The sequence below is a fragment of the Bacillus sp. SJS genome, assembly GCF_000732485.2.
Classification (GTDB): domain Bacteria; phylum Bacillota; class Bacilli; order Bacillales; family Bacillaceae; genus Metabacillus_B; species Metabacillus_B sediminis.
In genome coordinates, this window is sequence record NZ_JAQV02000031.1 from 47,143 (window position 1) to 72,363 (window position 25,221).

At 44.7% G+C, this 25,221-nt stretch carries 24 protein-coding genes; 22 read left to right on the forward strand and 2 right to left on the reverse strand.

All coding sequences use genetic code 11. The features are described 5' to 3' along the window. Nucleotides 1-7: 7 nt before the first annotated feature. Nucleotides 8-2,950, reverse strand: a complete 2,943-nt coding sequence (gene fdhF, locus AS29_RS17770) for a formate dehydrogenase subunit alpha (RefSeq protein WP_035411401.1) — start codon at nt 2,948-2,950, stop codon at nt 8-10. Nucleotides 2,951-3,281: 331 nt separating this feature from the next. Here fdhF and AS29_RS17775 point away from each other — a divergent pair, with 331 nt between their 5' ends. The 11 genes from AS29_RS17775 (at nt 3,282) to modB (ending at nt 11,544) form a co-directional block, all read left to right on the forward strand. Then, complete coding sequence (locus AS29_RS17775) at nt 3,282-3,626, forward strand: DUF2294 domain-containing protein (RefSeq protein ID WP_035411404.1); 345 nt, start codon at nt 3,282-3,284, stop codon at nt 3,624-3,626. An 18-nt stretch (nt 3,627-3,644) separates the two neighbouring features. Beyond that, nucleotides 3,645-4,445 carry a formate dehydrogenase accessory sulfurtransferase FdhD gene (fdhD, locus tag AS29_RS17780; protein ID WP_035411407.1) on the forward strand — a complete coding sequence of 267 codons (801 nt, stop codon included), beginning with the start codon at nt 3,645-3,647 and terminating at the stop codon, nt 4,443-4,445. Nucleotides 4,446-4,467: 22 nt separating this feature from the next. Continuing rightward, nucleotides 4,468-5,478 (forward strand): GTP 3',8-cyclase MoaA, encoded by a 1,011-nt coding sequence (gene moaA, locus AS29_RS17785; RefSeq protein ID WP_035412035.1) that lies wholly within the window; start codon nt 4,468-4,470, stop codon nt 5,476-5,478. Nucleotides 5,479-5,700: 222 nt separating this feature from the next. Further along, nucleotides 5,701-6,504, forward strand: a complete 804-nt coding sequence (locus tag AS29_RS17795) for a formate/nitrite transporter family protein (protein ID WP_035411413.1) — start codon at nt 5,701-5,703, stop codon at nt 6,502-6,504. Nucleotides 6,505-6,580: 76 nt separating this feature from the next. Next, the gene (locus AS29_RS17800; RefSeq protein ID WP_035411416.1) at nt 6,581-7,597 is read left to right on the forward strand and encodes a MoeB/ThiF family adenylyltransferase; all 1,017 of its coding nucleotides are present in this window, start codon (nt 6,581-6,583) and stop codon (nt 7,595-7,597) included. Nucleotides 7,598-7,608: 11 nt separating this feature from the next. Beyond that, nucleotides 7,609-8,892 (forward strand): molybdopterin molybdotransferase MoeA, encoded by a 1,284-nt coding sequence (locus AS29_RS17805; protein ID WP_035411419.1) that lies wholly within the window; start codon nt 7,609-7,611, stop codon nt 8,890-8,892. Continuing rightward, nucleotides 8,862-9,392, forward strand: coding sequence for a molybdopterin-guanine dinucleotide biosynthesis protein B (mobB, locus tag AS29_RS17810; protein ID WP_231889981.1), 531 nt, complete (start codon nt 8,862-8,864; stop codon nt 9,390-9,392). Before AS29_RS17805 ends, mobB begins: the two co-directional genes overlap by 31 nt. Next, nucleotides 9,373-9,846, forward strand: a complete 474-nt coding sequence (locus AS29_RS17815; RefSeq protein ID WP_035411425.1) for a molybdenum cofactor biosynthesis protein MoaE — start codon at nt 9,373-9,375, stop codon at nt 9,844-9,846. The genes mobB and AS29_RS17815 overlap by 20 nt, the downstream gene beginning before the upstream one ends. Further along, the gene (gene moaD, locus AS29_RS17820; protein ID WP_035411428.1) at nt 9,843-10,076 is read left to right on the forward strand and encodes a molybdopterin converting factor subunit 1; all 234 of its coding nucleotides are present in this window, start codon (nt 9,843-9,845) and stop codon (nt 10,074-10,076) included. Before AS29_RS17815 ends, moaD begins: the two co-directional genes overlap by 4 nt. A gap of 32 nt (nt 10,077-10,108) precedes the next feature. Continuing rightward, complete coding sequence (modA, locus tag AS29_RS17825) at nt 10,109-10,879, forward strand: molybdate ABC transporter substrate-binding protein (protein WP_035411431.1); 771 nt, start codon at nt 10,109-10,111, stop codon at nt 10,877-10,879. Continuing rightward, a complete protein-coding gene (gene modB, locus AS29_RS17830; protein WP_035411434.1) occupies nt 10,879-11,544 on the forward strand; it encodes a molybdate ABC transporter permease subunit in 666 nt (221 codons plus the stop codon). Before modA ends, modB begins: the two co-directional genes overlap by 1 nt. A 176-nt stretch (nt 11,545-11,720) precedes the next feature. Here the strand turns inward: modB and AS29_RS17835 are convergent, their stop codons facing one another. Continuing rightward, nucleotides 11,721-12,215, reverse strand: coding sequence for a fasciclin domain-containing protein (locus AS29_RS17835; RefSeq protein WP_082883907.1), 495 nt, complete (start codon nt 12,213-12,215; stop codon nt 11,721-11,723). Nucleotides 12,216-12,483: 268 nt separating this feature from the next. On the opposite strand from AS29_RS17835, the gene AS29_RS17840 reads away from it, so the two are divergent. The 11 genes from AS29_RS17840 (at nt 12,484) to AS29_RS17890 (ending at nt 25,208) form a co-directional block, all read left to right on the forward strand. Then, the gene (locus AS29_RS17840) at nt 12,484-12,858 is read left to right on the forward strand and encodes a nucleotide excision repair endonuclease (protein ID WP_035411437.1); all 375 of its coding nucleotides are present in this window, start codon (nt 12,484-12,486) and stop codon (nt 12,856-12,858) included. Nucleotides 12,859-12,887: 29 nt separating this feature from the next. Beyond that, a complete protein-coding gene (locus tag AS29_RS17845) occupies nt 12,888-13,148 on the forward strand; it encodes a DUF1292 domain-containing protein (RefSeq protein ID WP_035411440.1) in 261 nt (86 codons plus the stop codon). A 52-nt stretch (nt 13,149-13,200) separates the two neighbouring features. After that, on the forward strand, nt 13,201-14,145 hold the full coding sequence (locus tag AS29_RS17850) for a TRM11 family SAM-dependent methyltransferase (protein WP_035411443.1): 945 nt from the start codon (nt 13,201-13,203) through the stop codon (nt 14,143-14,145). A gap of 229 nt (nt 14,146-14,374) precedes the next feature. Beyond that, nucleotides 14,375-16,111 carry a Xaa-Pro dipeptidyl-peptidase gene (locus tag AS29_RS17855; RefSeq protein ID WP_051860825.1) on the forward strand — a complete coding sequence of 579 codons (1,737 nt, stop codon included), beginning with the start codon at nt 14,375-14,377 and terminating at the stop codon, nt 16,109-16,111. A gap of 237 nt (nt 16,112-16,348) precedes the next feature. Continuing rightward, entirely contained in the window at nt 16,349-17,272 is a 924-nt protein-coding gene (gene murQ, locus AS29_RS17860) for an N-acetylmuramic acid 6-phosphate etherase (RefSeq protein WP_035411448.1), read from the forward strand. Beyond that, complete coding sequence (locus AS29_RS17865) at nt 17,269-18,126, forward strand: MurR/RpiR family transcriptional regulator (protein WP_035411451.1); 858 nt, start codon at nt 17,269-17,271, stop codon at nt 18,124-18,126. Before murQ ends, AS29_RS17865 begins: the two co-directional genes overlap by 4 nt. A 27-nt stretch (nt 18,127-18,153) precedes the next feature. Then, a complete protein-coding gene (locus tag AS29_RS17870; protein ID WP_035411454.1) occupies nt 18,154-19,521 on the forward strand; it encodes a PTS transporter subunit EIIC in 1,368 nt (455 codons plus the stop codon). Next, the gene (locus tag AS29_RS17875) at nt 19,518-20,534 is read left to right on the forward strand and encodes a MupG family TIM beta-alpha barrel fold protein (RefSeq protein ID WP_035411458.1); all 1,017 of its coding nucleotides are present in this window, start codon (nt 19,518-19,520) and stop codon (nt 20,532-20,534) included. Before AS29_RS17870 ends, AS29_RS17875 begins: the two co-directional genes overlap by 4 nt. 25 nt (nt 20,535-20,559) lie before the next feature. After that, nucleotides 20,560-21,921, forward strand: a complete 1,362-nt coding sequence (gene pbp4b, locus AS29_RS17880; RefSeq protein ID WP_269449405.1) for a penicillin binding protein PBP4B — start codon at nt 20,560-20,562, stop codon at nt 21,919-21,921. A gap of 76 nt (nt 21,922-21,997) precedes the next feature. Beyond that, complete coding sequence (locus tag AS29_RS17885; protein ID WP_035411466.1) at nt 21,998-23,950, forward strand: glycoside hydrolase family 3 protein; 1,953 nt, start codon at nt 21,998-22,000, stop codon at nt 23,948-23,950. 22 nt (nt 23,951-23,972) lie between these two features. Next, the gene (locus AS29_RS17890) at nt 23,973-25,208 is read left to right on the forward strand and encodes an exo-beta-N-acetylmuramidase NamZ family protein (protein WP_035411469.1); all 1,236 of its coding nucleotides are present in this window, start codon (nt 23,973-23,975) and stop codon (nt 25,206-25,208) included. The last annotated feature ends 13 nt before the right edge of the window (nt 25,209-25,221 follow it).

Consider the following 25,221-nt stretch of genomic DNA (forward strand, 5'->3'; position numbering starts at 1 on the left):
TCCCTCCTTATTTGTCCGTAGTCAGATGAACATAGCCTGGGCGAGCCCATTTTCGTTCTGCTTCAACTCCGTTTTGAGGATAGCGTTTTTTATTTCTTGGATTTGTGCTTGGCAATGGCATCTCGCGTTTTTCTCCCAGCACTTCCATCCTTACTTTTGTCTGTTTATAGGCAGGCGTATTGGTTTCTGTATCATAAATCGGCCCTGTTAAGAAGTTGACTGCTGTCTCTTTATCGACTGAATTCATCGGAAGGTAGATTTCTTTTCCTTTAACCCGATCCGTGATCAGGACACTCAATTTTACGGCTCCAAATGGAGAAACGAGGCGAACCACTGAACCATCCTCCACTCCGCGCTCTTTAGCTAGGGCAGGAGAGACCTCTACAAATACCTGCGGGACCTTAGCTTGAATTCCTTTGGATTTGTTCGTCATATTTCCTTCATGGAAATGCTCGAGCATCCGGCCATTGTTGATATTCAAGTCATACTCATCAGGGAACTCAGCAGGTGTCACCCAGTCAGAAAGGGCAAACCGCGCTTTTTTGTCCGGGAAGTTGAAGCCGTCTGTATAAAGAAGCGGCGTACTTTTCCCATCAAAGCTGCCCCACAGGAAGCTGTTCCAGCCTTCAAGCACTTCGTAGCTTGCATCGCCGAACAATGGAGACAGGGAAGCCATTTCAGCGAAAATATCGCTTGGGTGCGTGTAATGCCAGTTTGCGCCTAGACGGTTGGCAATTTCTTGGACAATCCACCAATCCGGCTTGGAGTCGCCAAGTGTTGGCAGGGCTTGATACAATCTTTGAACCCTACGCTCCGTGTTGGTGAACGTTCCATCTTTCTCTAAAGAAGGCGCCGCAGGCAGAACAACATCTGCGTATTGGGCTGTTCTGGAAAGGAAGATGTCCTGAACAACAAAGAACTCAAGGCTTGAAAGAATTTCATCAACATGATTGGAATCGGCATCTACCAGTGCCATATCTTCTCCAACCAAGTACATAGCTTTCATTTTGCCGGCACCAATGGACCCCAGCATTTCAATGTTATTCAATCCAGGGGTACTGCTGATTTTCACACCGTACGCTTCTTCAAATTTTGCGCGGGCAGCTTCATCGGTTACGTGCTGATAGCCTGGAAGCCAGCCTGGCAGCGTACCCATGTCACAAGCGCCTTGAACGTTGTTATGTCCGCGAAGAGGGTAGGCGCCGGCACCAGGACGGCGATAATTTCCTGTTGCAAGCAATAGATTGGAGATAGCAGCAGAAGTATGGGAACCGCCGGTATTTTGTGTGACGCCCATTCCCCAAAGCACGCATGTGCCGTCAGCATCGCGAATCATTTCGGCAATTTCAATCATCTGTTCCTTCGTAATGCCCGTCCATTTCTCAGCATACTCAAGCGTGTAACGTTCAAGTACTTCCTTGTACTCATCAAAGAAATTCACATTTTCATCAATAAAGTGCTGATCGTGCCAGCCTTGATCCATCATGTATTTCGTTACCGCCATAATCCACACTTGATCCGTTCCTTGTTTCGGGCTGATAAACAAATCGGATCGTTCAGCCATCTCGTTTTTCCGCAGGTCAGAAACGATTAGCTTCTGGCCATGAAGTTTATGGGCGCGTTTAACCCGTGTTGCAAGAACCGGATGTCCTTCAGCCGGATTGGCGCCGACGATGATGACGAGGCCTGCTTTCGCAATATCCTTGATGGTACCTGCGTCTCCGCCCATTCCTACTGTACGGAATAATCCGTCTGTGGCAGGGGATTGGCAGTAGCGGGAGCAGTTGTCCACGTTGTTCGTTTCAAAAACCTGACGGGCAAGTTTCTGGATTACGTAGTTTTCTTCGTTCGTAATTTTGGAAGATGAAATCAGACCTACGGAGCCTTCCCCGTGCTTTTCTTTAATCGTTCCAAGTCTGCTTGCGACGAGGTCAAGGGCTTCCTTCCAGCTTGCTTCTACGAACGCGCCGTTTTTTCGGATAAGCGGTTTCGTAATACGCTCTTCGGAGTTCACGAAATCCCATCCGAATTTCCCTTTGACACAAGTAGAAATGGCATTAACCGGTGCATCATCAACGGGTTGCACCTTGAGTATTTTACGGTCCTTCGTCCAAACTTCAAATGCACAGCCGACTCCGCAGAAGGTGCAGACCGTTTTGGTTTTCTTTGTGCGAGTGTCTCTCATCGCAGCTTCTGCTTCCGAAATAGCGAAAATTCCGCTGTATCCGGGCTCAACCTCTTTTACGAGATCAATCATAGGACTGAGCATATCGCTTTTAAGTCCTGTCATGAAACCGGCTTCGCCGAGCATTGATTTTTCCATGAGCGCATTACATGGACAGACTGTTACACATTGTCCGCAGCTGACGCAGGATGAATCATTGATGGCTGCACCATCATCCCAAATGACGCGGGGACGGTCTGCCTCCCAGTCAATGGAGAGGGTCTCATTCACCTGCAGATTTTGACACACTTCCACACACTGTCCGCAGGCGATGCATTGGTTAGCATCATAGCGGTAAAATGGATGGGACATATCCACGTCATCCAGATCGACTTTAGGTGTATACGGATATTTTTGATGCTCGATTTCCATGAATTCAGCCGTGTTATGCAGCTTGCAATTTCCGTTGTTGTTATCGCATACGGTGCAGTAGAGCAGGTGATTTTCCAGAATACGGTCCATCGCTTCTGTCTGGGCTGACTTTGCTGCACTTGAATCCAATTCAATATTCATACCGTCAGATGCACAGGTTGCACATGACCGGACAAGCTGGCCGTCCACTTCCACGATGCACGTATCACACGTCTGGATTGGATCCACTTCAGGCACATAGCAAATCTGCGGATGCTGAATCTGCTGTTCGTTTAAGATTTCAAGAATGGAAGTCCCCGGATTGGCTTCGTATTCGCTTCCATTAATTTTTACACTAATCTTCGAATCACTCATTATTTTGCCCCTTCCTGAATTTGGACATAAAAAAACCACCATGATTGCATGAGTCCAATTATTGGACAGCACACAATACATGGTGGAATAATTTATTAGCAGATCTTGCTAAAGAACCAGTCCAAGCCATTTCGTTATCATAGGCGATAAAAACACAGCAGCGCACTACTGCATCTCCATCAATATGGCTATTATAGACCCATTTTTCAAAAGATACAATACACCTTGAAACAATCGGGGGCTCCAATGCAAGGCTCTTTTATTTTTTGAATCTTTGATTTATGATAGACCAATTGATAAAGTTTGCTAGAGAAATAGAGGAGATGGATTCATGCCAAATGTCATTCATGAATTTAACGATATGATCAGAAAGCTTCGCAAGGAATTATTCGGGAAGGGGCCTGAACGGATTCACACCGTTTTTATAGAGAACATGGCGGTATCAACCCTTTATGGAAATCTGACTCCAACCGAACTGTTTCTATCCAAAACACAGGAAGGCAAGGACATGATTCATGCAGCCAGAACAAAAATGATTCAGGATGTATATTCAGCAAGTCCTCCTGAAGGGATGGAAGAACTAATGGGGGCAAAGCTTGTGCATTTATTCTCCGACATAAAAGTGGAAGAAAATATGGCAGTATCTGTATTTGTTTTTGATAAGAATATTATGTAAACCAAGGAGGGTTTCCTATTGGAGCCAATCCAGATAAAAAGAGAGATTATCCGGGTTTCAAATGGCAGATCAGAGTGCCTGGAGGATACAGTGGTTACCGAATTTCCAGTAACGGTGAAAGTGAATGGAAAAGAACTTGTGACAATGGTCTGCACTCCGGAATACGTGGAAGACATGGTTGCCGGTTTTTTGGCATCTGAGGGTGTAATTCGCAAGTATGATGACATTAAAGAGATTTGGATGCAGGAAAAAGAAGGGTATGTTCATGTGAAAACAGACCATATAAATCCCTATTATGAAAACTTTCAAAGTAAGCGCTATATTACTTCCTGCTGCGGGATGAGCAGACAGGGATTTGTCTTTGTCAACGACGCACTTACCGCCAAAAAAATGGACGGAGTCCGGGTAAAAGTAACCCCAGCAGATTGTTTCAGACTGATGGAAGACATGCAGAAATCTGCTCAAACATTCCAAAATACAGGCGGGGTGCATAATGCTGCATTATGTGATGTAAATGGAATGATTTTAAGCAGAATGGATATCGGGCGTCATAATGCCCTTGATAAAATATATGGTTATTGCTTGAAAAACAAAATATCGATTGAAGACAAGATCATTGTATTCAGCGGCCGCATCTCTTCAGAAATTCTGCTGAAGGTTGCAAAAATCGGCTGTGAGATGGTTCTCTCCAAATCAGCACCGACAGAGCTTGCGCTAAAGCTTGCTGATGAACTGGGCATTACGGCAGCAGGCTTTATCCGAAATGAGTCAATGAATATCTATACGCACCCTGAACGGATCAAGCTGGATGAACAATGACTTGGAAGGAGAGGGAACAGCTATGAAAAACAGTGTAACCGATACACTTCAGCGTCCGCTCCGGGATTTGCGCCTTTCTGTAACGGACCGCTGCAATTTTCGGTGCAGGTATTGCATGCCTGAAGAAATATTCGGTCCGGATTATTCGTTTTTATCCTCGGATCATATCTTATCCTTTGACGAAATGGAGCGGTTGACAAAGCTTTTCGCTTCGCTTGGAGTGGAGAAAGTCAGAATAACAGGCGGCGAACCGCTTTTAAGAAAAAATCTTCCCGGGCTGATCGAACGTCTTGCAGTCATTGACGGGATAAAGGACATCGCGATTACTACAAATGGATCTCTCTTGAAAAAGCAGGCTGGAGCATTAAAGCAAGCTGGTTTGCACCGGGTGACTGTAAGCCTTGATTCACTTGATGAAGAAAGATTCAGCAGCTTAAACGGGAATAGAAGCAGTGTAAAAAGGGTACTGGAGGGTATTGAGGCTGCAGCAGATGCAGGCCTTCAAGTGAAAATTAATATGGTTGTACAAAAAGGGAAGAACGACCAGGATATCATTCCCATGGCAAGATATTTTAAAGAAAAGCAGCACATTCTGCGGTTTATCGAATATATGGATGTGGGAAATACGAACGGCTGGAAAATGGACGAGGTTTACTCCAAGCAGGAGATTCTGAATAGAATCGGACAAGTCATGCCAATCGAGCCTCTTTCACCGAATTATACAGGGGAAGTGGCAACTCGATACCGGTACTTGGACGATGGACAGGAAATCGGTGTGATCTCGTCGGTTACAGATTCATTTTGCTCTGCCTGTTCGAGAGCGAGAGTATCTGCTGAAGGGAAACTCTATACGTGTCTTTTTGCGGCGGACGGGTTTGATCTGCGAAATCAGCTGAGGTCAGAAAAAAGTGACCAGGAGCTTCTCGATATCCTTTCCTCCATTTGGAATCACCGGAAAGACCGGTATTCGGATGAACGCAGGGAGGGAAAAACCTCCGGATCAAAAGTAGAAATGTCCCATATTGGCGGCTGACTGAATAATGCTGTATAGCTTTCTCATCATTTTTTTGATAGGATATGATTGTTTGAGCAATAATGGAAGATATGCAAGACCTGCATATTTTTTATTATGGGAAAAATGATGAATGATTTTGCTGTATGGGATTGCAGCAGGATTTGGCAGCATTCTTAAAGCCCCTTCTTTGAACGGGCTATATGAGTGCTGCCTTTTTATTTGAAGATGGGAGAGAGTAGAATGGCATATCTTAAGCCGCAGCAGATTGCAGAAAAAACGATTGAAGCAGGGGTTAACAAAATCAGGCTGCCAATGCCTGTATTATGGATTCTTGGATTTCTCGGGGGAGCTTTTATCTCATTTGGGTTCCTGCTCGATATCCGTGTAATCGGAAATCTTCCGGCTGAATGGGGAAGCTTTGCGTCCTTGCTCGGAGGAGCTGTTTTCCCGGTAGGTTTGATGCTGATTGTCCTTGCCGGCGGGGAACTAATCACAGGGAACATCATGTCTGTATCCATGGCGTTTTACGCGAAAAAGGTTTCCTTGAAGGATCTTGGTTTGAATTGGATTTTGGTTATCCTCGCCAATTTTCTCGGCGCCTTATTTGTTGCCTACTTTTTTGGGCACGTTGTCGGATTAACAGAGGCTGGGCCCTTTTTGGACAAAACCGTAGCGATTGCCGGAGCGAAACTTGATGAGTCCTTTGGTCAAACCCTCGTTTCCGCCATTGGATGCAACTGGCTTGTATGTCTGGCTATCTGGCTGTCAACAGGAGCAGAGGACGTCGGGGGAAAAATTTTAGGAATCTGGTTTCCAATCATGGCCTTTGTTGCCATCGGCTTTCAGCACGTTGTCGCGAATATGTTCCTGATTCCGGCTGCTATATTCGCAGGACACTTTACTTGGATGGATTACTTCAGTAATTTTGTTCCTACTTTAATAGGAAATATAATAGGCGGTGCTGTATTTGTAGGAATGGCTTACTTTACGGCTTATTACAAGCAAAAAATGGATTCATCGGTTCCATCAAGAAAGGCCTCATAAGAAAAAAAAACAGGACTGACTAGGAGACTAGTCGGTCCTCGTTTTCAATTTAAAAAGCAAAAGGGGGGCATGGAACATGGACGATCGCTATTCAAGACAGCATTTGTTCGCACCTATAGGAAAACATGGTCAGGATCAGATCAGCAGCAAACATGTGCTGATTGTTGGAACCGGAGCTCTCGGAAGCGCAGCGGCTGAAATGCTTGCCAGAGCAGGTATCGGGAAGCTTACATTGATTGATCGTGATTATGTAGAATGGAGTAATCTTCAGCGCCAGCAATTGTATGAAGAAAAGGATGCCAGAGAAAAAATGCCTAAGGCCCTTGCAGCAAAAAACAGGCTGGCCCGGATCAACACTGATGTTCATGTAGAAGCATATGTAGAAGATGCTGCACCTGGAAATTTGGAACCGCTGCTTCATGACATTGATTTGATCATTGATGCAGCTGATAACTTTGATATCCGTTTCGTGTTAAATGATTTATCCCATAAGTTCCGTATTCCATGGATCTATGGTTCCTGTGTTGGGAGTTATGGCGTGACCTGCACCATTCTTCCCGGAAAAACCCCATGTCTTAAATGTTTGCTGGAGCGGATGCCTCCATCAGGAGCAACGTGTGACACAGTCGGGATTATCAGCCCTGCAGTACAAATCACGGCAGCCTATCAGACAGCAGAAGCCATGAAGATCCTGGTAGAAGATATGGATCACCTAAGAGAGACGTTTATTAGTTTTGATTTATGGAATAATCAGCATTTTTCCATTAAATTTGATAAAGTAAAGAAAGAGAATTGCCCGACCTGCGGATCAAATCCTTCATACCCGCATTTAAAATTTGAGAATCAGACCAAATCAGAATTGCTTTGCGGAAGGAATACGGTTCAGATCCGTCCGCCAGAACCCATTTATCATAACCTCGATGAGCTTGAAAAACGGCTGAGTGTTCATGGAAAGATTGAACGGAATCCGTTCCTATTATCCTGCACGCTACAAGGGCACAGACTGGTGATATTCCAGGATGGCCGTGTCTTCATACATGGGACAAACAGTATACAGGAAGCGAAAAAATTGTATTATCAAATCCTTGGTTAGGAGGATCCGTGATGATTGAAAAACGAACCCCGATTCCTGTAGGGGATGCAGTAAATAGAGTAATGAAGTTTGCGGGAACCGGAAAGATTGAATCGGTTCCGCTCCAACAGGCATACGGCCGGTTTCTGGCGGTGGATTTGATTGCAGACCATGATATTCCGGCCTTTGACCGCTCCCCCTACGATGGTTTTGCGATCAGATCAGAGGATACCCTAGGAAAAAAAAGGGTAATGCTTCAGGTTGCCGGCGAGATTGGTGCAGGTTCGCTGCATACAAAACCGGCAGAGCCTTTTGAAGCGGTCAGGATCATGACGGGAGCTGCCATACCGAAAGGATTCGATGCGGTTGTCATGCTTGAATTAGTCAAAGAACATACGATAGAGGGAAAGAAACTTATTGAACTGAACCGTGCCTATAATAAAGGTGACAATGTATCCTTCAAGGGTGAGGATACACAGGAAGGAACGGTTCTGGTCAAAAAAGGAACGGTAATTAATGCCGGGATATCAGCCTTGCTTGCTGCGTTTGGCTATCATCAAGTTCCTGTATCCGTAAAACCGGTAATTGGGGTTATTGCTACAGGAAGTGAGCTGCTGGAAGTGGAGGAAGCGCTTGAGCCCGGGAAAATCCGCAACAGCAATGCTTATATGATTCTTTCACAAATTGAAAGGGCTGGCGCAAAAGCTCTTTATTTTGGAAAGCTTAAAGATGATTTTGATTCCTGCTATAAAACCATCCAAAAAGCGATGGAGCAGGTGGATTTACTGATCACCACAGGCGGAGTGTCAGTAGGGGATTATGATTACCTTCCAGCCATTTATGAAAAACTTAATGCCGCTGTCCTTTTTAACAAGGTCGCCATGAGGCCGGGCAGTGTAACAACGGTAGCGGAGGTCAACGGGAAGCTTCTATTTGGTCTGTCCGGTAATCCGTCAGCCTGCTATGTTGGATTCGAGCTTTTTGTCCGTCCGGTCATCAGAAAAGCGCAGGGAAATAAGCAGCCCCACCTTAAGAAAGTAAAAGCGGTTTTAGGAGCCGATTTCAAAAAAGCGAATCCTTTCATGCGCTTTGTACGCGCGTACATAGGCTATGAAGAGGATGGACGAATTTCCGTCACACCATCCGGATTCAACAAATCCAGCGCGGTTTCCTCTCTGGCTGATGCAGATGCGTTTATTTTACTTCCGGGGGGAACGAGAGGCTATGAAAAGGGCATGCTCGTGGATGCTCTTTTATTAAATGATGTGTCGGGGAGTGAATGGCCATGGGAAAACATTGTGCCATCCTACAGATAACAGGCTATCAGAACAGCGGGAAAACGACACTAATGAAAAAGCTGATAGCCCGGGCAGCAGACCAGGGGCTGGCAGCCGGTTCACTCAAGCATCATGGACACGGCGGAACCCCGGATCTTCCTCTAAAAGACAGCACCGGGCATTTTAAAGCTGGTGCCATTGTAGCAGGTGCCGAGGGTGAAGGAACTCTTCAGCTATCTGTAAGACTAGAAAATCATAGACTAGATCGATTGATTGAGCTTTATTCTTTTTTTGATCTGGATGTATTATTCATTGAAGGCTATAAGAAAGACCCGTTTCCAAAGGTTCTGTTAATAAGCAAAGAGGAGGATTTCCCTCTTTTTCATGAACTCCAGGGCATTATGTGTGTCATTTCAAACCGCTCTATACAAAAAGAGCATTTTCCCGGTGTAAAGCATTTTTTCATAGATGAAGAAGATTTGTATCTTGATTTTTTAATGAAAGAAGTGGCAAAACAAAATGGAAGAGACGTTATTTAGCTTAACGGAAGAACAGATTAAAACAGAGGAATTGATTCAAAAGGTCTCGAGAAGAGAAGCAGGAGCCATCACAACTTTTATTGGAACGGTCCGAGAGCTAACCAATGGGAAAAGAACACTTCATCTGGAGTATCAGGCATACGAACCGATGGCTGTCAAAATGCTTTCGCAGATTGGCGAGGAAGTCATTCAAAAATGGCCGGATGCCAAAATTGCGATTACTCACCGGATCGGGCGCCTTGAAATCTCAGATATTGCGGTGGTTATTACTGTATCCTCCCCGCACAGAAAAACAGCATACACAGCAAATGAATATGCCATTGAGCGGATTAAACAGATTGTGCCGATTTGGAAGAAAGAATTCTGGGAAGACGGGACGATGTGGGTCGGGGACCAGCTTGAAAAACAGGCATATTCAGAGGGAAAGCCGCCGGAGGGAGGAAACGCGCTATGATTAAGGTTTTACTGTTTGCAGCAAATAGAGAAAGCATAGGCAAGGAACAGGTTGAAGTGGAAAAATCGAATATTTCGGTAAGTGATTTAAAGAAAGTACTGGAATCCGAGTATCCAGGATCCTCATTTCAGCATGCCATGGCAGCAATCAATGAAAGTTTTGTTCCAGATGATGAGATTGTGAAAGCAGGGGACACAGTCGCTTTTATTCCGCCAGTTAGCGGTGGCTGACAACTTTAGATAAAAGACAAGGGTGAATACATATGAAAACATTCATGCTGATGGCATCAATGGCGGCCATAATTGCGTTGAGCGGATGCTCTTCTTCTGCTGAAAAAGGCAAAACTGAATTGACGGTTTCCGCAGCAGCCAGTTTAAAGGATGTCCTGACCGAGCTTCAAAAGGATTTCAATAAGAAGCATCCAAGCATTCAGGTTTCCTTTAATTATGGCGGGTCGGGAGCGCTCCAGCAGCAGATTTCTCAGGGTGCCCCTGCCGACTTGTTTTTTTCAGCTGCTGAAGATAAGTTCGATGTGCTGCAAGAGGAAGGGAAAATCGATAAACAGCATGCAACCGACTTAGTTGGAAACGAAATTGTCCTCATCACGAGCAAGGATTCTAAAATCGGTGCATTCCAAAATCTGGATCAGTTAAAAGGAACTTTTGCTATGGGAACACCGGAATCTGTACCTGCCGGACACTATGCGAAAGAAACCTTATCAAATCTCGATCTATGGGACAGCCTCAAAGAAAAAGTTGTTTACGGTAAAGATGTGAGACAAGTCTTAAATTATGTTGAAACAGGAAATGCGGAGGCGGGGATCGTTTATAAAACGGATGCTTCTGCATCTAAAAATGTGAAGGTCGCAGCCGTTCCTCCTGAGGGATCCCATTCTGCCATCATTTATCCGCTTGGAATTTTGAAAGAAACCCGCCATCCAGAAGAAGCGGAGAAGCTTTATACGTATCTGACAAGCAAGCAAGCAATGAAAACCTTTCAAAAATATGGATTTTTGAAGGCTGAGCAAACGTAATGGACAGTTCTTTTTGGGAACCAATCCGCCTTTCTATTGAGATCGCCCTTATCTCAACTTTATTCGTTGGTTTTACAGGAATACTTGCCGCCGTCATAATGGCAAGGAAATTCTTTCGTGGAAAGGTCATCATCGAAACCCTCCTATTGCTTCCGCTCGTTCTTCCGCCATCTGTAGTTGGCTTTCTGCTGATTGTTATTTTTGGCAGCAGAAGCCCGGTTGGACAAGCAATTATTTCCTTATTCGGTTCTCCTATTATGTTTACTTGGTGGGCAGGAGTGATTGCTTCCGCAGTTGTGGCATTTCCTCTCATGTACCAGTCTGCTAAAACAGGACTGGAATCAATTGATCCGGATATTGAGGACGCGGCGAAAGTGGATGGTGCCAGCCAAGGCAGGGTGCTTTTGCATATCTCCCTTCCTTTGGCAGCAGGCTCGATTGTAACTGGCTTATTACTAAGCTTTGCGAGAGCTCTGGGTGAATTTGGAGCAACCTTAATGTTTGCAGGTAATATTCCGGGAAAGACACAAACCGTTCCGACTGCTATCTATATGGCAATTGACTCAGGAGATATGGAGCTCGCCTGGATGTGGGTGCTCTCTATTATTGGAATCTCTTTTTTCATGCTGACAGCTGTATCCATTACCAGAAGCAGAATCCGCTAATTGGCTGATTTCAGGAGGGTGCTCTTGGCATACCGGTCTGCTGTGCTACGGGTAAGAGCCTTAAACACGTGTTGGTAAGTTCTAATTGGAATTGGAGCCAACAAAAAAAGAGCACCTTTTCTTTAAGAAAAAATGCTCTCTGATCGTACTCATTTTCATATATAGTTCTTCTGGCTTTAAGGCACCAGTACTGTATCGATTACGTGAATAACCCCATTAGATGCCTCTACATCCGGATTTACAACAGTGGCATTATTCACCTTTACAGGATCAAGCGATATCGTTACGTCTTTGCCTGCAAGGGTTTTTACCTTCATTCCGTTTTTGAGGTCACTCGACAATACTTTTCCTTGAACGACATGATAAAGCAGAATATCTTTTAAGTCTTTTCTGTTTAATAGTTCTTCTGCAGTAATGTTCAAATCCTTCAGCAGCTTTTCAAACGCCTGATCTGTTGGAGCAAATACAGTATACGGACCAGTACCTTTAAGCGTTTCAACTAATCCTGCTTTTTCAAGGGCGGCAGCAAGTATTTTAAATTCTCCTGCTTCTGCTGCCGTATCAACAATATCCTTATTCCCTTTTGTATTCTCTAGCGCTAAAATGCCGGGCGAGCATGAAAGGACCATTATAAAAATCAGAAAAAACCCAATAATTATCTTCTTTTTCATTTGAAATCCTCCTTTTATCATCAACTTTAGCTTGTAGAGAACTTACCCTCGACCTATCGAATTGTAAGCACCAAAAGTATTATTTATCATTTCGTTATTTTTATTCCAATTGATTAAAAGGATTTTTGACATGCTTTTTTTCGTGCAATCTTTTCTAATCGGATTCAAGTACGCTTGCTGGTAAGGGAGTGGATAAGTAGCGGATGTTATGAGATAATACAAAAGTTAAAGAAACAAACTATTCAACAGAAGCAGGAAGTGAATTACGATGATAAAAATCAGTATGCCATCACCAGACTTGGTGTTAAGAAAAAATGATCAAAAAGGAAATCCCGGAGAAATAGACATTATCAGCAAATACGGGTTTACCGACTACCTGAAAATCCCAAGGGACAAAGGCGGAGTTTTCATGTTTTACAACCTAAATGATGAATTGCTATTTGTCGGTAAAGCAAGAAAGCTAAGACTGCGCATCAAAAAACATTTTGAAGACAACGTTTCAGCTGTTAAGGATCACCGTGACGAGATTGCTGAAATTGCCATCTGCTATGTAGAGGATCCGGTTGAGCGCGAGATCTATGAGACGTATGCCATCAACAAGGAAAAGGCAAAATACAACGTAGATAAGGTTTTCTTTAATTAAAATCGCAGCCATTTTTAGGAGGAAAGCCCATGGATAAGATTGAAGTTGGAGATGTTTTGCTGATGGAGGATGAGAACGGCGAGGACCAGGAGCTAGAGGTGCTTGCAACAGCCGAAATCGAAGGAAAACAATACGCAGCTGTCAGTTTTTCTGAAGAAATTGAAAAAGAAACGACTGAAGAAATCGAATTGTTCTTTTTGAGAGTAGAAGAAGATGGGGAACTGTCCGAGATCGAAAGCGACGAGGAATTCGAAGTCGTAACATCTGCGTTTGAAAGCCAAATAGGATAACATCTTAAAAGAGGGGGCAACCCCTCTTTTATCAATTAAAGGATGAGATGCATTGGAAACAACTGAAACCTATGTCTACACTTATACATATAGCCGTGAAGAAGAATCGCTGTGCATGCTGGAATTGAGATCGCTTTTCGGTGAGGAAGTCCCAGGGCACTTATTTAAAAGCAATCGAAATATTTCAATAGGAAGAAGTCCTTTTATCAGGGAAAAGATTGATGTTTTATACGAGGGGAAATCACTCGAGGAAATTAAAGAACAAATTCAGGCCATCAAGCTTGGGGAAGAAACATTTAAAATAATCTGTGTAAAACAGAGCCTGCTCGCCGGCGGTATGCCGATTGATTACGAAAAACGAAGAAATATCGAGTATGATCTCGGTCACAGTATTGATGCCGAGGCGGATGTACGCAAGCCCGATCATACATACGGACTTGCTGCTATTGGAGACAGGTGGTATTTTGGGACGTATGAGCGCAGTGAGGCTATGTGGCTGAAGCATCTTAAAAAGCCCCGTCAATACTCCACCGCTCTAAGTACGAGAGTTGCAAGAGCTCTCGTAAACATTGCGGTCCCGGATCCTGAAGGGCTTTCGGTTATTGATCCATGCTGCGGAATCGGGAATGTACTGGTAGAGGCTCTATCCATGGGTGTGCATATCACGGGCAGAGACATTAATCCCTTAGCTGTTACCGGTGCCAGAGAAAATATTGCCCACTTCGGATTTGAAGCAGATGTAACCATCGGCCCGATTGAAGAAGCATCAGACCACTATGATGTAGCGATTATCGATCTTCCTTATAATCTTTATACACATATTACAGTGGAAGACCAGATTTCAATCATTAAGAATGCGAAGCGGATTGCAGATAAATGTGTGTTTGTTACGATTGATCCGATCGATGATTATATAAAAGAAGCAGGTTTAGAGATTGTGGATCGCGGTCTGGCGGTGAAGAGCCGGTTTTCCAGAGAGATTCTGGTTTGCAGATAGAAACAGTTGCAAAATATGCAGCTGTTTTTTTTTCGTCATTTAGTTCAAAAGAATGAAACTTACTATATCCTCTGCGACTATAGTTCTGACTCCTCCTGTATCTTCAAAATCCTACAAATTTTTCAATGCCGGTTTAGTAGAATAATAGCCACTGGAAGAAATAGGAGGGAGAGATGAGGGGTTGAAAAAAGCAATTCGTATTCTTGGCTGTTCAGTACTATCTGTTTCTATGCTAATGGGTGCTAGCCCGCCTGGCAATGGAGGCGTTCAAAACGTTTTGGTGAGGGATGGGATGACTCAGCCGATTTTTTCTATGGAAGAGGCCATTACGGAAACTGTTTTCGTCGAGGTTCCGCTTGACAGTGACAAAGATGGAAAAAGGGACAGAGTCCATGCTGATATTATCCGTCCTAAGGAAACAGAAAAAGGACTGAAGGTACCGGTCATTTTTGAAATGAGCCCTTACAGGGCAGGTTTGAACGATGTGCCTGTCTATGACGTGGACCATGAGCTGAATGCAGGGAAAAAGAGCGGCGTGATGTCAAAATTGGAAGCACCAAAAGCTGCTGATTTTCCGGGCTATTATGACAATTATTTTGTTCCAAGAGGATATGCGGTCATTTTGGCGGAAAGCATTGGGACAGGTCAGTCTACAGGCTGCCCTTCAACTGGGGATTATCGGGAGATCCTTGGCACCAAGGCGGTCATTGACTGGCTGAATGGAACCGCAGATGCTTTTGATGCCAGAGGAAATAAAATCAATGCCGACTGGACTACAGGGAAAGTCGGAATGACGGGTGTTTCCTATAATGGAACTCTTCCAAATGCAGTGGCCGCAACAGGTGTTAAAGGACTTAAAACGATTGTTCCTGTTGCAGCGATTTCCAGCTGGTATGATTATTACCGCAGCAATGGCGCGGTAACCGCTCCTGGAGGCTATCAGGGTGAAGATACAGACAATATGGCAGAGGCTATTTTGACCAGAGAGGATCCAGAGGTTTGCCGTCCTGTAATGGAAGAGCTTACAGAAGGGCAGGACCGGGAATCGGGAGATTATAATGCGTTTTGGAAAGCGCGTGATTATGCAAGCAAAGCTCACAACGTGAGAGCGAGTGTCCTCGTCGTGCACGGATTAAATGACTGGAACGTTAAAACGAAGCAGTTTGCCCAGTGGTGGGAAGCGCTCGGCACTTACCATGTTCCGAGAAAGCTATGGCTCCATCAGGGAGGCCATGCTAATCCTTATTCCTTTAGAAAAGATGAATGGCTCACAACACTTAACAAATGGTTTGATTATTGGCTTTATGATGTAAAAAATGATGTGATGAAACAGCCGATGGTTGATATTCAGCGCGAGGACAAGAGCTGGCATACCGAATCCAAATGGCCTGCAAAGAACACCTCAGACACGAAGCTGTATTTTTCAAAACAAGCTGAAGGTGCAGGATTGATTGGATTACAGACATCTAAAAACGAGAATTCCATTCAAACCATTTTGGATGACGCGATGAAAAAAGCGGAGGAACTTGCTGAAAATCCGAATGAGGAAAATGAAAACCGGCTTGCCTTTATGACGGGGGAGCTGAATAAACCGCTGCGGATCAGCGGTACACCGAAGATTACGATTCAAGCATCGCTAAGTAAGCCTGCTGCGAACCTCACTGCTTTACTAGTGGATTATGGACCTGACAATCAGGCAAATATCGTAACAAGAGGGTGGATGGATCCGCAGAACGTTCAATCGTCCTCAAAATCCAAGACTTTGATTCCTGGAAAATCCTATTCATTCAGCTGGAGCATGCAGCCGGATGATTATGTATTTGAAAAGGGGCACAAGCTAGGCATTGTCATTCTCTCTAGTGATTATGAATATACAATCAGACCAAAAGCAGGCACGAAGATTGAAGTGAATATGTCTAAGAGCCATCTGATTTTACCAGTTAAAAAAGGGGGAACAGGATTGTAATTTCGACGAAAGGACTGGCAAAGGGTGAATATAACTCCAATGCCGGTCCTTTATGCTTTTTGATAAGGATAAAAAGTGTGGATTGTCCAATGTTTTGAAAGCTAATCGACCAAAACTAAAACAAAATTTCACTTTAATTAAAAAATAATCGAAATAAATATTTAAATCAGCGTATAATCATGATAGGAAATGAATATTCAGAATACTAACGGTTCAAATCAGGAGGTAACAAGTTCGATGGAAAAGCCTTTAAGACAACTAACGACTGAAAAACGCAATGAGCTTTCGATGAATATTGATACTGCGAATACAGCAGATGTATTAAAAATCATGAATGCTGAGGATAAGAAGGTTGCAGAAGCCGTCGAAAACGTTTTACCCGAGATCAGCAAAGCAGTAGAGTGTGCAGTGGATTCCTTTTTGAAGGGGGGAAGGCTGATTTACACCGGAGCTGGAACAAGCGGAAGGCTAGGAATTCTTGATGCGGTTGAATGTCCGCCAACGTTCCGTACATCACCAGAACAGGTAAGGGCTGTGATGGCAGGCGGGGAAGGAGCTTTTCTGAAGGCAGTGGAGGGTGCAGAGGATTCTCCGGAAGAAGGAAGAAAGGATCTTATGTCTCTTAATCTCACAGCAGCGGATACCGTTATTGGCATCGCAGCAAGCGGGAGAACGCCATATGTAGCCGGTGCTCTTGAATATGCCAGCGAAACGGGTGCCCATACGATTGCGCTATCTTGCAATGAAGACGCTTTCATTAGCGGATATGCTGAGCATCGGATTGAAGTGATTGTCGGACCCGAAGTGCTGACTGGATCAACAAGGCTAAAAGCAGCTACTGCACACAAAATGATTTTGAATATGATTTCTACCGCTTCAATGATCAGAATCGGGAAGGTGTACGAAAACCTGATGGTCGATGTGAACGTGAGCAATCACAAGCTTAAAGAGAGAGCGATTTCAATTATTGAAACCGTCACCTCGGTGCCCTACGAAACGGCAAAATCAATGCTTGAATCAGCCGATCTGCAAGTCAAAAAGGCGATTGTGATGATTAAAACCAATTCAGATGCTGAATCGGCACAGAAGCTGCTGGATCTGTCAGGAGGAAACGCCAGAAAAGCAATTACAGCATTTGCTGAAAAGGATCTTTCTTCATGACGAAAGGCGGTTTATCCATTATTCAGCAAACGATTGAACGTCTTCCGGAATCGGAGAGGAAGATCGCACAATATATCCTCGACAATCCGCATGAAGCCGTAAACAGTACCGTAAGCCAAATCAGTGTTTCATCAAAAGCAAGCGGGGCTGCTGTCGTGAGATTATGCAAATCGCTCGGATTAAAAGGCTTCCAGGATTTAAAGCTTCGAATTGCCGGAGATCTTCTGAGGCCTGCCGAGCAGGGCTACCGTGATATTGAACCGGAGGAGCCGCTCTATTCAATCGCCATGAAAACAGCAAGTAACAGCATTCAGGCGATTACGGATACGTCTGAAATTCTGAATTACGATGAGCTGGAGAAAGCAGTTCAGCTCCTGACAGAAGCGAAAACTGTCCATTTTTATGGAGTGGGAGCCTCAGGGATTGTAGCTGCGGATGCCCAGCAAAAACTGCTTAGGATCAATAAAAATGCCACCGCCTTTGCAGATTTGCATTTAGTTGCCACTTTGATTGCCAATGCGGATCAGAACGATGTGGTATTTGCGGTTTCTTATTCAGGAGAAACATCTGAAATTCTGCGAATCTTAAAACTCGCGAATGAAAAGGGGGTGAGGACGATTGGCCTTACACACTTCGGCCAATCCAGAATGACAGCATTATGCGATGTATGCCTTTATACATCAAGTTCGAACGAAGCACCTTTTAGAAGTGCAGCGACTTCCTCAAGGCTGTCCCAGCTCTACTTGATTGATGTCCTCTTTTTAGGGATGGCAGCCAATCAATACGGTGAAACAGTTCAGTATATTGATCATACGAGAGAAGCCATTCGTTCAATTACCAAAAAAGAAAAATAGAACAACTTCATTGGGGGAGGGTTTTTGATGGGTAAAATGGATAAATCCAGTGTACTGGCAGCAGAAATTCTGGAGAAATTGGGAGGCAAGCATAACGTTATCTCCTATGCTCACTGCATGACACGACTCAGAGTAAAGGTTCAGAATGATTCTCTGGTAGACAGAGAAGGGATAAAAAGGATAGATGGCGTTTTCGGCCTTGTAGAAGAGGATACCTTTCAAATTATTGTCGGTCCCGGCACCGTAAATCAAGTTTCAGAGCAATTTGGGAGACTGACAGGTGAACGTGAGGAGCTGGATCTAAAGAAAGCAGCTGCATCGAACAAAGCTGAGATTAATAAAAAGAACGCAACTCCATTCAAACAGTTTCTCAGAAAAATTTCCAATATCTTCATTCCGCTGATTCCAGCACTTGTTGCTTCCGGACTCATAACTGGTATTTCCAAAGCCATTATTCAGGCTGGCTGGCTGGATGAAAAATCGCAAACGGCACTTATATTAACTGCAATTGGAAGCGGTTTATTTGCTTACCTTGGGATTCTTGTCGGTCACAATGCAGCCAAGGAGTTTGGCGGATCCCCGGCACTCGGAGCTCTCGCAGGTATTTTGATCATTAACCCGGCAATAGCAGGCATTTCCCTCTTTGGTGAGAATTTGCTGCCTGGCCGCGGAGGTCTCGTTGGGGTCTTATTTGCCGCTATCTTTATAGCGATTGTAGAGCAAAGAGTCCGCAAATTTGTTCCGAAGTCACTCGATATTATCATTACCCCGACCATTGCATTGCTCGTAACCGGATTGGTTACGTACATTGTGTTCATGCCTGTAGGAGGCTGGATTTCTGAAGGCATCACAAAAGGATTGCTCACTGTGTTAGATGTAGGAGGTCCTGGAGCAGGATTCGTTCTAGGCGCCACATTCCTGCCGCTCGTCGTTACCGGTCTTCATCAAGGGCTGACTCCCGTTCATTTGGAATTGATCAGTTCAATTGGCGATGATCCGCTTCTTCCAATTCTTGCAATGGGTGGAGCTGGCCAAGTAGGTGCTGCATTTGCTATTTTTGCTAAAACAAAGAAAAAACGTTTGAAACGGGCGATTGGCGGAGGTCTTCCTGCAGGGATGCTTGGAATCGGCGAACCCTTAATTTTCGGTGTAACCCTTCCACTAGGCAGGCCATTCCTTACCGCATGTCTAGGAGCTGGAGTAGGTGGAGCATTTCAGGCGTACTTTAATGTAGCGACAACAAGCATTGGCGTTTCCGGGCTGCCCCTCGCCTTTCTGATTCCGCTTAACGAAATCGTGCTTTACTTGATTGGGCTGCTGATTTCTTATGCTGCGGGATTCCTTATCACTTATTTCTTTGGGTTTAAGGATGAAATGGCAAGTGAATTCGCATGATTGGGATATCCTTCTATCTGCATGATGAATGTCCAGAAGAACGAATCAGGGAAGCGGGGAGACTGGGGGTAAAGCAGGCCTTTACCTCCCTGCACATCCCGGAGGATAAGGGAGATCTCGCAGGAAAAGCGAAACAGCTTCTTCAAACAGCCAAGGAAGCAGGTGTTCAGGTTTTTGCAGATGTATCTGCAGGAACTCCTGCCAAGCTTGGTGCAGCCTCGATATATGATCTGAAAGATCTTGGGGTAAACGGACTTCGGCTTGATGATGGATTTGGATTAGAAGAAATGGCGGAGATCAGCCATGAGTTTTCGATTGCCATCAATGCCAGTATTCTTTTTGAAAGGGAGCTTATGGATCTGCTTTCCTGCGGGGTCCTGCCAGAGTCCCTTTTAGCATGGCACAATTTTTATCCTCGGAGAGAGACTGGGCTGGATGATTCTTTTTATAAAAAGCAAAACCTCCTTTTTAAACAATACGGGATTCCAACCGCTGCCTTCATACCTGGCAGAGGAGAAAAGCGGGGACCATTATTTGAAGGCTTGCCGACATTGGAAAAACACCGTGCGGCAAATCCTCTGCATGCAGCAATTGAGCTGGATCAAATGGACACAGATCATATTTATATCGGAGATGCCGATTTTGGGGGAGAGCTTCTGGAGGATCTCTTGCTTTACTCAAAGGAAAACACAATAAAACTTAGAATCTCATCAACTCTCAATTTGAATGAGAAGTATGAGGTAAGACCGGATCTTTCAAGGGATGTCATTCGTTTGCTGCACACAAGAACAAACCGATCTATACCTCCGCTGCCAGCCGGACCAAGAAGCAAAGGGGCCATTACGATGGATAACGATTTATACGGCAGATACCGCGGAGAAGTTCAGATTGTTAAACACGACTTGCCTGGGGATGAACGGGTCAATATTATCGGCAGAATTTCAGCTTCAGAGCAGCCGCTGCTTGAGCTGATTCAGCCCGGACAGACTCTGCTGCTAATAAAAGACTCATAGAATAAGTGACAAGGGGATGGGGAAATTGAAACGAAAAACAATAGGTTCTTTGCTGACGATTGCAATGATTGCACCGGCCGCTGTTCCTGCACAGGCGCTGAACACACCTCCACACACGATACAGGCGCAGGCGCATCAAAAAGCCTCTACACTTAAACAGGTAAAGAGACCGGAAGAAGCCGGTTTTTCCTCATTTGGACTAAAGAAGGTGGACAAGCTGATTCAGGATGAAATCATCCAGGGTTTCCCAGGGGCCGCTCTCATTGTTATTAAAGACGGCAAAATCGTGAAAAACGAAGCCTATGGCTATAAAAAGAAATATACCGGTCTTGCACTTTTAGAGCGACCGGAAAAGATGAAACGGGATACCTTGTTTGACCTTGCTTCCAATACGAAAATGTATGCGGCGAATTTCGCCCTGCAGCGGCTTGTATCGGAAGGGAAGATTAATCTGGAGGACAAAATTCAAACGTATATACCGGAATTCCGTGATCAGGAAACCGATGTGATCAAAGGGAAGAATACTTTAAGGATCATCGATGTCCTGCATCACACAGCCGGATTTCCGCCTGACCCGCAATACCACAACCCGAACGTATCCAAAAACCTATTCTCGCAGGACCGGGATCTGACCATCAAAATGATTTCGAGAACACCGCTGACCTATCAGCCCGGAACAAAAAACATCTATAGTGATGTTGACTATATGCTGCTTGGGACCATTATTGAGAAAGTAACCGGAAAACAGCTTGATGAATATGTGGAAAAACACTTATACAAGCCTCTTGGACTGAAAAACACCGTTTTCAATCCTCTTCTAAAGGGATTCAAACCGAAGGATGCTGCAGCAACAGAGCTTATGGGGAATACGCGCGATGGTGTAATTGATTTTCCGAATATTCGTAAATATACCCTTCAGGGTGAAGTGCATGATGAAAAAGCATTTTATTCAATGGGAGGGGTGTCAGGGCATGCCGGGCTGTTTTCCAATACCCGGGATATGGCAGTTCTGCTTCAAACCATGCTCAATGGCGGAAGCTACGGCAATCAGCAGCTATTCAGCCAAAAAACAGCCAAAGAATTTGTCCAGCCATCTCCAATGAATCCCACATACGGACTAGGGTGGAGATTGAATGGCAATGAAAGCATGGAGTGGATGTTCGGACCCTATGCGAGTGACACAGCTTTTGGCCATACAGGTTGGACAGGTACCGTTACAATCCTTGATCCAAAGTACAATCTGGGAATAGTTCTCCTAACAAATAAAAAGCATTCACCGCTCGCGGACCCTGCTAGCGATTCAAACACTTTCCAAGGAGACCAGTTTCAGACTGGAAAATATGGAAGTGTCGTAACAGCTGTCTATGAAGCGATGCTGAAAAAGTAACAGGATTCCTAACTCTTTTAGAAAGCGCTTACTTAAAGCGTTCTATGTAAATACTAAACCTAACAAGGAGGACTTTATGAAGAAAACCCATCTTTTAACGTATGGTTTGGTCTCCGCTCTCATGTTAACTGCATTTTCAGGATTGAAGCCTGATGCAAAAGTAAAAGCAGACAATGTCAGCACTCCTTCAGCCGCGGAACAAATAGTGGATGGAATGTCTCTTGAAGAAAAGGTCGGCCAAATGCTGATGCCTGATTTCCGCAACTGGCAGAAGCAAGGGGAAAGCAAAATGACCGGCTTAACCGAAATGAATGATGAAGTCGGAAGCATCATTGAGAAGTACCATCTTGGCGGCGTCATTTTATTTGCCGAAAATGTAGTGGATACTGAGCAGACTGTAAGACTTGCAGATGGTCTTCAAAATGCGAGCAAGAACATCCCGCTTTTTGTCACGATTGATCAGGAAGGCGGCATTGTGACAAGACTGCAATCGGGAACGAATCTGCCAGGAAACATGGCACTCGGTGCAGGGAGAAGCTTGAAAAATGCCTATAACACAGGATCAATCGTCGGGAAAGAGCTTCATTCCCTGGGCATCAACGTCAATTTTGCTCCATCTCTGGATGTAAATAACAATCCCGGCAATCCAGTTATCGGGGTCCGCTCCTTTGGCAGCAGCCCTGAGCTGGTTGCTTCCCTCGGCCTTCAGACAATCAAAGGCCTGCAGGATCAGAACATGGCTACGACGGCAAAGCATTTCCCGGGACACGGGGATACAGCAGTTGATTCCCATTACGGTCTTCCGATGGTCACACATGATAAAGAACGATTAAAAAAAGTAGAATTGTATCCTTTTCAAAAAGCGATCGATGCCAACGTCGATATGATTATGACTGCACATGTTCAATTCCCTGCGATTGACGATACCACATACAAAAGCAAAAAGGACGGCCAGCAGATTATGGTTCCTGCGACGCTATCACGCAAAGTGCTGACAGATCTGCTAAGAGATGAAATGGGCTTTAAGGGAGTCGTTGTTACTGACGCACTGAACATGAAAGCCATCGCTGATAACTTTGGCCAAAAAGAAGCGGTGATCCTCGCCATTAAATCCGGCGTGGACATTGCTCTGATGCCAGCACCGGTTACGTCTATTGCAACAGAAAAGAATTTGACAGAAGTATATAACGGGGTCATAGATGCAGTAAAATCCGGAGATATTCCAATGAGTGAGATCGATGATTCCGTTGAACGGATTCTCGATTTGAAAATGAAGCGCGGCATCTATCAGCCTGAAGGTTCGAACCAGGAAGATGCACTGGAAGCCAGGATTGCCAATGCCAAAAAAATGGTCGGCAGCATGAAGCATTACCATTTAGAAAAGAAAATGGCATTAGACGCGGTGACACTTCTGAAAAATGAGGACGAAACCCTGCCGTTTAAACCGAAAAAGAACGAAAAAGTCCTGATCCTTGCACCATTTGAAGATCAGGCGGAAGCAATGAGAAGGTCCATTCACGAGCTGTACTCCAAACAGAGAATAAACAAAGTACAAGTGGAAAGTCTGATTTTTTCCGGAAAAGTATTTGATCAAGAAACCGCTGAGAAAATTGATGAAGCGGATTTTATCATTACCGGTTCCTATGTCGTGAAAAATGATCCGGCCGTTAATGATGGGGTTATTGATGATACGGTGAAAGATTCAAGCAAATGGGCAACTGTCTTTCCGAGAGCGGTTATGAACTACTCTCTGAAAAACAGCAAGAAATTTGTCCTGATGAGCCTGCGGAATCCTTACGATGCCGCTAATTTTGAAGAAGCGAAAGCGGTCTTGGCTGTTTACGGATTTAAAGGATATACAGACGGCCGGTTCCGTCAGCCGAACATTCCAGCGGGAATTGAAACGATCTTCGGATTATCTGAGCCTAAAGGAAAACTGCCGGTCGGCATTCCTTCCGTTACGCATCCAAATGACATTCTTTATCCATACGGATACGGTTTAAAATTCAATGGAAAACCACTAAAATAAGCAAACGGGAGAGGACTCGCTTATGAAAAAAATACTATTCGCCCTGATTGCCGGAATACTGGCAATCGGGATGGCTACATCGGTGGATGCTTCCCTTTTCGGACATAAAAAAGAGAAGAAGGTGCATACTGGCGCCGAGCTGCTGCTGAAGGAACAAAAAAGCCTGATTAAAGGGAAGCGTGTAGGCCTGATAACAAATCCTACCGGAGTAGACCGGAATCTTACAAGCGTTGTCGATCTGCTTGCACAGGATAAAGACATTAAGCTGACCGCTCTTTTTGGTCCTGAGCATGGGGTGCGGGGAGATGCGCAGGCTGGCCAGTATGTGGAGTATTACATCGATGAAAAGACAGGAGTGCCGGTATACAGCCTTTATGGGCAAACGAAAAAGCCAACACAAGAGATGCTCAAAAACGTGGATGTGCTGGTTTTTGATATTCAGGATGTCGGCTCCCGCTACTACACATACATTTACACGATGGCTTATGCGATGGAAGCGGCGAAAGAAAACAACATTCCGTTTATCGTTTTGGACCGGCCGAACCCGCTTGGCGGAATTCAAACAGACGGACCTGTTCTTGAACCGGCTTTCTCTTCATTTGTAGGAAAATACCCGATTCCTTTAAAACACGGGATGACGGTTGGAGAACTGGCAAAGCTCTTTAACAGTGAATTTACAATCGGTGCTGACCTGAAAGTAGTGAAAATGAAGGGCTGGAAGAGAAGCATGGACTTTGATGATACCCATCTTCCATTCGTCATGCCGTCACCGAACATGCCGACACTTGAAACCGCCATCGTTTACCCGGCAACCGGCATGATTGAAGGGACCAATCTTTCAGAAGGGAGGGGAACTACGAAACCGTTTGAACTGGTTGGTGCGCCGTTTATTAACAGCGATAAACTGGCTGGAAAACTGAACAGCTTGAAGCTGCCGGGTGTATCGTTTAGAGCAGCATCTTTCAATCCTACGTTTTCGAAGCACACGGGCAAGCTTTCACACGGGGTACAGCTCTACGTGACTGACCGGAAGAAGTTTAAAGCAGTCAAAACAGGCTTATCCATCGTGAAAACTGTAAAAGACATGTATCCGAATGAATTTCAGTTTTTAGCAGCCGATAATTTTAATCTTCTGCTTGGAAACAGCTGGGTGAAGGAAATGCTGTTAAACGGAGCTTCCGTTGAAGAGATCGAGAAGAAGTATGAAGAGGAAAGAACAAAATTCTTGGATATTCGGGAGAAATATATGCTGTATTAAATAGGAGGACTCC

Coding starts and splice junctions, on each gene's coding strand:
- fdhF (WP_035411401.1), bottom strand. CDS start 2,950: ATGAGTGATTCGAAGATTAGTGTAAAAATTAATGGAAGCGAATACGAA.
- AS29_RS17775 (WP_035411404.1), top strand. CDS start 3,282: ATGCCAAATGTCATTCATGAATTTAACGATATGATCAGAAAGCTTCGC.
- moaA (WP_035412035.1), top strand. CDS start 4,468: ATGAAAAACAGTGTAACCGATACACTTCAGCGTCCGCTCCGGGATTTG.
- AS29_RS17795 (WP_035411413.1), top strand. CDS start 5,701: ATGGCATATCTTAAGCCGCAGCAGATTGCAGAAAAAACGATTGAAGCA.
- AS29_RS17800 (WP_035411416.1), top strand. CDS start 6,581: ATGGACGATCGCTATTCAAGACAGCATTTGTTCGCACCTATAGGAAAA.
- AS29_RS17805 (WP_035411419.1), top strand. CDS start 7,609: ATGATTGAAAAACGAACCCCGATTCCTGTAGGGGATGCAGTAAATAGA.
- mobB (WP_231889981.1), top strand. CDS start 8,862: ATGGGAAAACATTGTGCCATCCTACAGATAACAGGCTATCAGAACAGC.
- AS29_RS17815 (WP_035411425.1), top strand. CDS start 9,373: ATGGAAGAGACGTTATTTAGCTTAACGGAAGAACAGATTAAAACAGAG.
- moaD (WP_035411428.1), top strand. CDS start 9,843: ATGATTAAGGTTTTACTGTTTGCAGCAAATAGAGAAAGCATAGGCAAG.
- modA (WP_035411431.1), top strand. CDS start 10,109: ATGAAAACATTCATGCTGATGGCATCAATGGCGGCCATAATTGCGTTG.
- modB (WP_035411434.1), top strand. CDS start 10,879: ATGGACAGTTCTTTTTGGGAACCAATCCGCCTTTCTATTGAGATCGCC.
- AS29_RS17835 (WP_082883907.1), bottom strand. CDS start 12,215: ATGAAAAAGAAGATAATTATTGGGTTTTTTCTGATTTTTATAATGGTC.
- AS29_RS17840 (WP_035411437.1), top strand. CDS start 12,484: ATGATAAAAATCAGTATGCCATCACCAGACTTGGTGTTAAGAAAAAAT.
- AS29_RS17845 (WP_035411440.1), top strand. CDS start 12,888: ATGGATAAGATTGAAGTTGGAGATGTTTTGCTGATGGAGGATGAGAAC.
- AS29_RS17855 (WP_051860825.1), top strand. CDS start 14,375: ATGCTAATGGGTGCTAGCCCGCCTGGCAATGGAGGCGTTCAAAACGTT.
- murQ (WP_035411448.1), top strand. CDS start 16,349: ATGGAAAAGCCTTTAAGACAACTAACGACTGAAAAACGCAATGAGCTT.
- AS29_RS17865 (WP_035411451.1), top strand. CDS start 17,269: ATGACGAAAGGCGGTTTATCCATTATTCAGCAAACGATTGAACGTCTT.
- AS29_RS17870 (WP_035411454.1), top strand. CDS start 18,154: ATGGGTAAAATGGATAAATCCAGTGTACTGGCAGCAGAAATTCTGGAG.
- AS29_RS17875 (WP_035411458.1), top strand. CDS start 19,518: ATGATTGGGATATCCTTCTATCTGCATGATGAATGTCCAGAAGAACGA.
- AS29_RS17885 (WP_035411466.1), top strand. CDS start 21,998: ATGAAGAAAACCCATCTTTTAACGTATGGTTTGGTCTCCGCTCTCATG.
- AS29_RS17890 (WP_035411469.1), top strand. CDS start 23,973: ATGAAAAAAATACTATTCGCCCTGATTGCCGGAATACTGGCAATCGGG.